The 7773-nt window shown below is 54.7% G+C and carries 8 protein-coding genes; all 8 read right to left on the bottom strand.

Features of this window, described 5'->3' with window-relative positions:
• Nucleotides 1-310: 310 nt before the first annotated feature.
• Complete coding sequence (locus AC3Y2E_RS15970) at nt 311-844, bottom strand: hypothetical protein (RefSeq protein ID WP_379211940.1); 534 nt, start codon at nt 842-844, stop codon at nt 311-313.
• Between the two features lie 137 nt (nt 845-981).
• Entirely contained in the window at nt 982-1497 is a 516-nt protein-coding gene (locus AC3Y2E_RS15965; RefSeq protein WP_379211938.1) for a GNAT family N-acetyltransferase, read from the bottom strand.
• A gap of 296 nt (nt 1498-1793) precedes the next feature.
• The gene (locus tag AC3Y2E_RS15960; RefSeq protein ID WP_379211936.1) at nt 1794-2534 is read right to left on the bottom strand and encodes a creatininase family protein; all 741 of its coding nucleotides are present in this window, start codon (nt 2532-2534) and stop codon (nt 1794-1796) included.
• Nucleotides 2535-2563: 29 nt separating this feature from the next.
• Nucleotides 2564-3019, bottom strand: a complete 456-nt coding sequence (locus tag AC3Y2E_RS15955) for a hypothetical protein (RefSeq protein WP_379211934.1) — start codon at nt 3017-3019, stop codon at nt 2564-2566.
• Nucleotides 2998-4818: a hypothetical protein gene (locus AC3Y2E_RS15950; protein WP_379211931.1), complete on the bottom strand. Its 1821-nt coding sequence runs from the start codon at nt 4816-4818 to the stop codon at nt 2998-3000. The genes AC3Y2E_RS15955 and AC3Y2E_RS15950 overlap by 22 nt, the downstream gene beginning before the upstream one ends.
• 180 nt (nt 4819-4998) lie before the next feature.
• Entirely contained in the window at nt 4999-5853 is an 855-nt protein-coding gene (locus AC3Y2E_RS15945; protein WP_379211929.1) for a sugar phosphate isomerase/epimerase family protein, read from the bottom strand.
• A gap of 15 nt (nt 5854-5868) precedes the next feature.
• Nucleotides 5869-6591, bottom strand: a complete 723-nt coding sequence (cuyB, locus tag AC3Y2E_RS15940; protein ID WP_379211927.1) for a cysteate racemase — start codon at nt 6589-6591, stop codon at nt 5869-5871.
• Between the two features lie 32 nt (nt 6592-6623).
• Nucleotides 6624-7727 (bottom strand): Gfo/Idh/MocA family protein, encoded by a 1104-nt coding sequence (locus tag AC3Y2E_RS15935; RefSeq protein WP_379211924.1) that lies wholly within the window; start codon nt 7725-7727, stop codon nt 6624-6626.
• Between the last annotated feature and the right edge of the window lie 46 nt (nt 7728-7773).

Genomic DNA, 7773 nt, shown 5'->3' with positions numbered 1-7773 from the left:
GTTACATTCAATTGTTACTCCTTTTTCCATTGAAATCCTTTTTGTACATATGTCTATGAATCTATGAAAGCCAGCAGACTTCCCGTAACCCCTCTCCTAACCAAAGCCTCAGGAAGCCATCATAAAGATCGGTTATGCTGTAACGTTTTCAATTTTTACATCTACGGATTTGACTGCTTCCACATTTCCTGCACGGTCAACAATTACCCGCTACAACGGCATATGGCGCCTTACTTCCCAAGCTCGCATGGATAAACAAAACAAGCGGTTAGGACATAGTGTCCCAACCGCTTGCTAATCTTGGTTATGATTATGACTGTAGCTTCATGCGACTCCCGAAACTGTGGCACAAGGCTTCCAACTCATGAAACGGAACGGTGTAGAACGTTAAGCCGTTCACTAGCGACTTCATCGAGCCGGGCAAGGCACAAAGTTTGGAGAACAGCTTGTCTGATTCCCCTTGGTCAGCCGAAGTCCAGAATTGAACTTGCACGACGTCGGGGTTGCCCGCTCTCATCTCGGCGACGAGCGCTTGCAGTCCTCTTATAAATAAAGAGGTTCGCCGATATTCGCTCCGAATAAAGGCAACCTCGACTTGGCATATATGCCGATCCTTATATTCATTGGCTCCCGTGCCGTACACGAACCCTGCGGCAGCTGCTAGTTCGTAAGGCTCTTCATCGATCACGAGCATGCCCTTCCCGAACATCAGAGGGCTGCTTATAAAGCTGAGTTTCATCGCAAATGGATACGGCAAATTCAGCTCGGCGTGATGCTGAAGCAGAAAGCGGATATACGCCTCATGGTCCATCTCCATGTTACAGGGGCGAAACTCGAACGACATTACTTCGGTTGTGCTCTCAAAGTATCGTTCAAGATTGCGATTTTTCCTAATTTGCCGCCGGTTTTCTTGTCAAATCGAGGGGGGATGACGATCATGGGGATCCTCCTTTGGTTGTATAATTCGGTTTCCTGTTATCATTATACCTTGCCGTATTTATTTAAGATACCCTGTAATTTGTTAATTTTGACACAAAACACGAGTTGTTCGAGTTCCGTTCCTTCTCGCGAATAGCTGGTATCGGTAAATTTGGAATACAACCTGCGCAAATATGGATTGTCCGCAAGAGCGGCCAGCCTGATTTCCTGCACTTCCGGATGCAGCTGCGCGATCTGGTTCACCGTATATTGCAGTCCGGTGAGGAAGAGGCGCGTCCCCCGATAAGCTTTATCGGCAACAGCCATATCCAGGAAAGCGATATCTTTGTCCTGAAAATCCCGTTCCGGAGTCCCGTGATAATAAGCGGTCGCCCCGATAACCTGGTTATTCGCGTCTTCAACGAAGATCAGGTGGCCTTGAGTTAAATAGGTGTACAGAATTTCTACCATGTCCAGCGTGTAAAAAGATCGATGCAAGTCGTGCTTGTGATCGAGAACGAACACACACACTTTGGCGAAATCGTCATCGGTTGTACAGCGTTTGCATTGCATGGTCATAACATGTGTTCTCCTTCCTATTCCACAGAGCGTCGGTCCGACGGCATTATAATACTAGTAATTTCCGGTTTGATTGAGCAAAGACAGCCGATCGTTTGACGGCTGCCTTCTAGTTTTTTATTGATCTCTCACATTCGTTTATTGTAAGGGAATAAATGAATTAATTAACAGTTTATCATTATAATTCGATAATGATTTCTTGTCCAGAGTGGTAAAAAGATTCCGGCTGTAATCCTAAAACGATTCCAAAAACCTATCACAACCGAAAGGCTTGCCCGGCTTCGGCCGCAATGCCGTTACCTCAAACTTGCCTTTAGACGTTTCAGCTTCTCCAGGTAATCGATGGCCCGCGGGACAAACCGCTCGGCGATCAGTCTCCCCTTCTCTGGCGTAGCGGAATCGGGATAACCCCAATATCCGTCCGCGCATAATTCAGTCATGTCCAAATAATCCAGCATACTTTGATCCGCTTCGGGCAACACACCGCCGCCGGGAACCGGCTGTCGGACAAGATCGGGACGCAAATGCATGATCAACGAAGTTTCTTTCTCACCTGCGTGTATATCGCTCGAACCGGGATGTTTGAATGGGCTGTCGTCTCCAATTGCGTTTATGATCGCTCCGCTTAGCAGCACGACCTCCATCTCTGCCTGCCGATCCGCGTAGTCCCGGTTCAGTTGTCGGATCGCAGGTTTTAAAATATAGTTGCCGCCATGCCCGTTAACGAGCAACAGCTGCTTGAAGCCCGAGCCGTAGAGCGAGTCGGCAATATCGCGGATCACCAGCGCCAAAGTATCTGCACGCAGGTAAACGGTTCCGATTGCCTTGCGATGCTCGATCGAGGAACTGATCGCCAAGGTCGGAAGCAAAAAGGCATCCAGATGCTGCGCCAGCTGTTCCGCATATTCGGCGGCGATCATGCTGTCCGTGCCTATCGGCAAATGACTGCCGTGCTGCTCGAGGGCGCCGACTGGCAAAACCGCGATCTGCGGCTGCGCCTGCTCGATGTCCCGCCGTGTGTTGTTCATGGATAACATGGAGCTTCCCTCCCAGGTTCAGGTCACTGTCAAATAAAATACGGCTCGTCGTATACCGACACCTCCAGCACGCCAACGATCTCCTCCTCGGAGTTGCGTACCGGGTAATAGACGGTTTCTTCGCCTCCCGAACGGATGCGCGAGGTCGGCATACCGGCAAATGCGCGGCAAAGCTCCGGCCCCATCTCGATAATATGATGTCCTTCGACCGGCAGCGATCTGCCCCCGATCAGTGTCTCCGCTCGGCTTGGATGGTCGGGCCTCCGCACCCATAGACAGCAAGTGACGTCCCGGCGGCTGCGATCGATCCGTTCCGTCAGCAGCAGCGTACGCTTCAGCGCATTGAAGCTGTCCTCGTCAAAGTCAATATCGTCACCGCTGACATAGCTGCGGCGCTCCGGCGTCATTACCTGCTCCAGCCAGTCCCCGCAGAGGAATAGCGAACCGACTCTGGCGATCTCCATCAGCTCGTAAGTATGAGACATTCCCTTTCCTCCCCTTCAATGATCCGCCATAATCGATGCTTGAGTTCCTCGAACAGCAGAGGTGACCGGCCGATATGGAGAGCCGACGGGGACGCTTCACTCAGCAGTTCGTTCGTCCACTCGTACGGGGGCCGATCGATAAATGCCGGAGGCTCCGGCCAATCGAATGTGCTGTCGCCGTCCAGGATGGAACCTACGAGCCGGGTCATCTCACTTCTGCTGGGCTCGCCGTGATCCCGGATCCACTTCTCCATACATTCCGAAACCTGCATTGCATTCCGCAGCACCTTGAGCCGGATCGTCGGGATCGGACCCGGGATATCGAACAACCGATCGCCCGGATAAAACACGGCCGTTTTGCCGTTGCCGGCGGGCGTCCGATGCCAGTCGCTCCCCCAATCGACGTTGTTCCACAGCACAAACCCGTTCAGCCCTTGAGCAACGCTGGCCAGCGGCGCGATTGCCGAGCCGAGCAGATTGTGATCGATCGGCTGAGCGCCCAGATAATACCAGAACAAGCAACCGCGGCTCTGCAGATACGACTGTCCTTCCGGATACCACTTCATAATATTCCGGTTAACGACCCAATGCTTGATCACATCCGCGTATTTCCCGTAATGCAGACCGTAATTCCAACTGGAGTCCGTGCGGAAAATAAAACGTGCCCCGTCTTTGCGCTCCAGCACGTCCGAAGCAAACCCGTAGAAGATGTCGTTGATTTTCTCATCCCAGATAAACCGGGTTTCGTCGCCGTCGTAGGGGAACAACTTGTATCGCTTCTTATGATTGAAGAACAGCTCGAACCGGGTCGACAACCAGCCGCGTTCAGTGAAATGCTTATAAAACTCGCGGAATACATTGGAGAACTCCGTAGCGTAGCCTTTCATCGCGAACTTCGTATAATCAGCCGGCCAGTGGAAATTTTGCGGCAAATACATGTGGGGAATCGGAATCTCCCCCCGCTTCGTCCCCTTGAATGCCGATCCGTCCAGATAACTGGAGAAATGCTCGTCGAACAAGGACCAATCCTTAACGCGAAGCGACTTGCCTGCGCCTTCCAGCACCGGAGCGAAACTTTCGGGAATGCGCCCGTCATGCGAGTAAGGCAGATTATGGAACACAGTCCGGTGCTCATGCGACATCCGATAAAATTTCTTTTCCACCGCAAAATATGATCCGTCGCGATACCGCTCGGTACGGCGCTCGAGATGGGCGAATTTCCCGGAGATTGAATCGGCGTAGTTGTTCAGACTTGCGGTAATCGTCGATTCATCGGGTACGGTCGCCTTCAGAACCGTCAATTGCCACTCATGCTTCTCCGCGCTGGCTCCTCGCCGGACCGTAATCGTCCCCGAATATTCGCCAGGAGCCGTATCGGCAGGTACGAACAGATCCATCCAGATTCCCGCATATTGCTGGCGCGGAACCGCATTCAAGCGGGATACGGACGCAAGGGGGCTGCCGGCCGTTTTCCCTTGCCCCCATGGTACAAGCCCGTCGGGATAGTAACGCTTTCCAATGAGATGGTACCACTGTACATAAGGTGCGTATTCCTCTGCCGAAATGCCCGCATCGCCCTCTCCTCGCAGTGATTCCGGCAAAATGTCTATTTCCTCCGGTCCGTCCGCCGTCATGTCCAGAATAATCTGAAAGGACACATAAGCGTTCCGAGGCGAAACGGACCGAAATGGACGGTCGACAAAGATTTGCCGATTGCGCAGCTCCTCTTCCGTTTCCAGCGTTTGGCCGCTTTGCGGACAGACGCGCAGCATATCCGTGATCAACCAACTTCGTTTCATTGCGGCTCCCCCATCCTGTTCGGACTAATTAAACCTGCCACTATCGTAGCACCGGCTGCATACGAGCTCTATACGCGAAACCCGGCGTTTACCCGGTCATTTTTATCGTATTTGCCGCGAACCGGTTCTGCTTAACGTTATAACGGAAAAGCTGCGGAACTGTAGTTCGGCAAGGAGGAGTTAACAGGATGAGATAACCTGCCTCAATCCTTCCAAGGACTCCCGGGAGCCGTCCATGATGGAGCCGCTATCCGGTTTGTAGTGGGTTTCGATGACGTAGATTCCCTTGTAGCCGTCTCGCTCCAGTGCGGCGAATTGTTCCTTCCATGGAACGACGCCCCGGCCGATCGGCGCTCCCGTGAACCTGCCATCTCCGCTTCGCCGCGTATCCTTTAGATGCACATGCGCCAGACGCTTTTTGACCGCCTCGTACCCGTCCGGGAACGGACGCAGCCCGAGATATGCTTCGTTGCCGGGATCCCAAACGATCCGCAGCCATGGTGAGTCTACCCGATCCGCCATTTCCCCGGTTTCTCTCGCCGTACCGCAATTGCAGGATCCTTCATTTTCCAGAAGCAGGGTCATCCGCGCCCTTCCGGCGAGGTCGGCGGCTCGGCCCAGGTAAGCCGCGATATCCTCGTTGTACCGCTCCGGCTCCTTCTCCCGCCAGAATGAAAATACGCGGATCATACTCGTATTCAACGTCTGGGCGATTTCAATCAATCGCGGCAGCCGCTCCAGATGCCGTCCCGGAGACTCCTCTTCATGCCCGAATACATCGCCGAGCGCCGTCTGACGGGACGGGTCGAGCTTGCACTTGAACAACGGCGAAGCAATCGCAGACACAAGCAGTCCGCGTGACCGAATATCCCGCGATACCGTCTGCAGCTCCTCGTTCGTCAAGCTGCTTATGTTCTTCCCGTCCATCATCCGTAATTCGACATAATGCAAGCCTTGCGCGGTGATCCAATCCAGCGCCTCTGAAAACCGTTCCGATACCTCATCGGTAATCACTCCGACTTGCTCCCATCGCATCGTCGTTTCCTCCATTCAGTTTGTGTTTGCTTTATGAATTGCCAGCTTCGCCAGCGCCAACGTCGGATCGAACCATTCGTAACGATTGTCCGCCATGAGAAAAGGAATTAACAACGGCAGTTCCGTGCAGCCGGCTATAAAGAGGCGAATGCCTGACGCTGCGTGCCGCTGCACGATTAGGTGGAGTGCGGGCAGCTCTTCATTGTTGTCCAGCTTCCCCGCCTTGACACCTTGGATGGCGTTCCCGACTACGCCTTGCTCCTCCTCCGACGGAAGGCGGATCGGATACTCCGCCAATGCGAATGCACGCTGATACAAGCCGGAGGCAATAGTAGCTTGCGTAGCGAACAGCATCGTCGCGCCCGCGCAATCCGCAAAATCCCGAGTTACCGCTTCAACGGTGCTCCCGATTATGCTGTACAGCGGAATATCGATCGCCTTGGCGATTTGCTCGTGCCAAACGTGAGCGGTATTGCAGGGCATGACGAGAAAATCCGCGCCGGCCCGCTGCAAGACGAGCGCCGAATGTACAAGCGCCGGAAGCGGGCTCGGAGCGCCCGAGCAGATAGCCTGAACCCGGGACGGGATTTTCGGGTTATTATTGATCAGAATGTGCAGATGATCCTGGTCCGACGCGGCGCAAGTACCGGCTACTAACTTTTGGAAAAAGTCGACGGTCGCCAGCGGTCCCATGCCGCCCAGCACACCGATGGTCTTGGTGCCGGCTTCAGCGTTCACAATGGACACTCCTCCCGGAACGGCGTCGTTCTTCACCTTGCCCGTCGCACATGCTTGAGGATTCCAGCAGTTGTATACCAGGGGTCCGCAGTATCGATAGGCAGCTGCACGCGTTCGCCCGTGGAAGCGGATTTGTAGATTGCCGTGATAACCTCGATGACGCGTCGGCCCTGCGCGCCGTTCATCGCCGGTTCCCGCTTCTCAGCGATGGCGCGGAGAAAGTCGTTCATAAGCCGGATATGCACATCACCAGGCTCCTGATTCCCGGCTTGCTCCGATCCGTTCCCGATCCGCTCCAGTTCTCGCGCCGCCGCTTCAACGGGGGCGACGCTGGCGCCATCCCGAACGAGGAGAGCATGATAGCCGAGCGGATAACTTACAGCCTTCGCATAACCGGATATATCCATTCGAATCTCGGAGCGGACGGCGTTGACCGAACAGCCGAACAGCGCGGGTAAACCGCCCCGGAACCGCAGCATCGCCATCGCGACGTCCTCGACCTCAATGCCCTGCTGAACCGTCTCCATATCTGCCTGTACACTCTCGACCTCCCCCAGCAGCCAGACGAATACGTCGAGTGCGTGCAGCGCCTGATTGATCGCCACCCCGCCGGATTGACGCTCCCATGTTCCGCGCCATGGCGCCTCGTAATAACGTTCTCCCCTCCAGTAGGTCGCGTTCAGCTGGGCGAACCGAAGCGGCCCGAGCGCGCCGCTGTCCAGCACCCGTTTCATCCGCTCATAGTCCCGGTTGAATCGGGTCTGCATAGCGACTCCGAGCAGCCTCCCGTTTTCCCGAGCGGCAGCGATCATTGCGTCGCAATCGTCAAGCGACGGAGCGAGCGGCTTCTCGCATAACACATGCTTGCCCGCACGCAGCGCCTCGATAACCGGCCCGCGGTGCAAGTCCGGCGGCGTGCAGACGGAAATCGCATGAATGTCATCCCGTGCCAGCAGGTCTTCCCACGACGCGCATACCTCCGCACTTGCTCCCTCCCACCTTGCGAGCCGCTCCGCCTGTCTCGAATCGATGTCGTATACGGCCCGGACTTCACAAAGTCCCGCCCATTGCAGGAACGCCTTCATATGCATTCTCGACACGGCTCCGCAGCCGAGGATGCCGATCCCGATCGTCATTGTTTTTCCTCCTGAGATGAAATGTCCTTAATCGAGGTAATGGTGT

Source organism: Paenibacillus sp. MAH-35, assembly GCF_058135425.1.
Note: the sequence above shows the minus strand (reverse complement) of the source record. Positions and strands in the feature narration are given on the sequence as shown.

Bases quoted from the DNA above. Each gene is read 5' to 3' on its own strand.
- AC3Y2E_RS15950 (WP_379211931.1), bottom strand. From the start codon at position 4,818: ATGAAACGAAGTTGGTTGATCACGGATATGCTGCGCGTCTGTCCGCAA.
- AC3Y2E_RS15970 (WP_379211940.1), bottom strand. From the start codon at position 844: ATGTCGTTCGAGTTTCGCCCCTGTAACATGGAGATGGACCATGAGGCG.
- AC3Y2E_RS15945 (WP_379211929.1), bottom strand. From the start codon at position 5,853: ATGCGATGGGAGCAAGTCGGAGTGATTACCGATGAGGTATCGGAACGG.
- AC3Y2E_RS15965 (WP_379211938.1), bottom strand. From the start codon at position 1,497: ATGACCATGCAATGCAAACGCTGTACAACCGATGACGATTTCGCCAAA.
- AC3Y2E_RS15955 (WP_379211934.1), bottom strand. From the start codon at position 3,019: ATGTCTCATACTTACGAGCTGATGGAGATCGCCAGAGTCGGTTCGCTA.
- AC3Y2E_RS15960 (WP_379211936.1), bottom strand. From the start codon at position 2,534: ATGTTATCCATGAACAACACACGGCGGGACATCGAGCAGGCGCAGCCG.
- AC3Y2E_RS15935 (WP_379211924.1), bottom strand. From the start codon at position 7,727: ATGACGATCGGGATCGGCATCCTCGGCTGCGGAGCCGTGTCGAGAATG.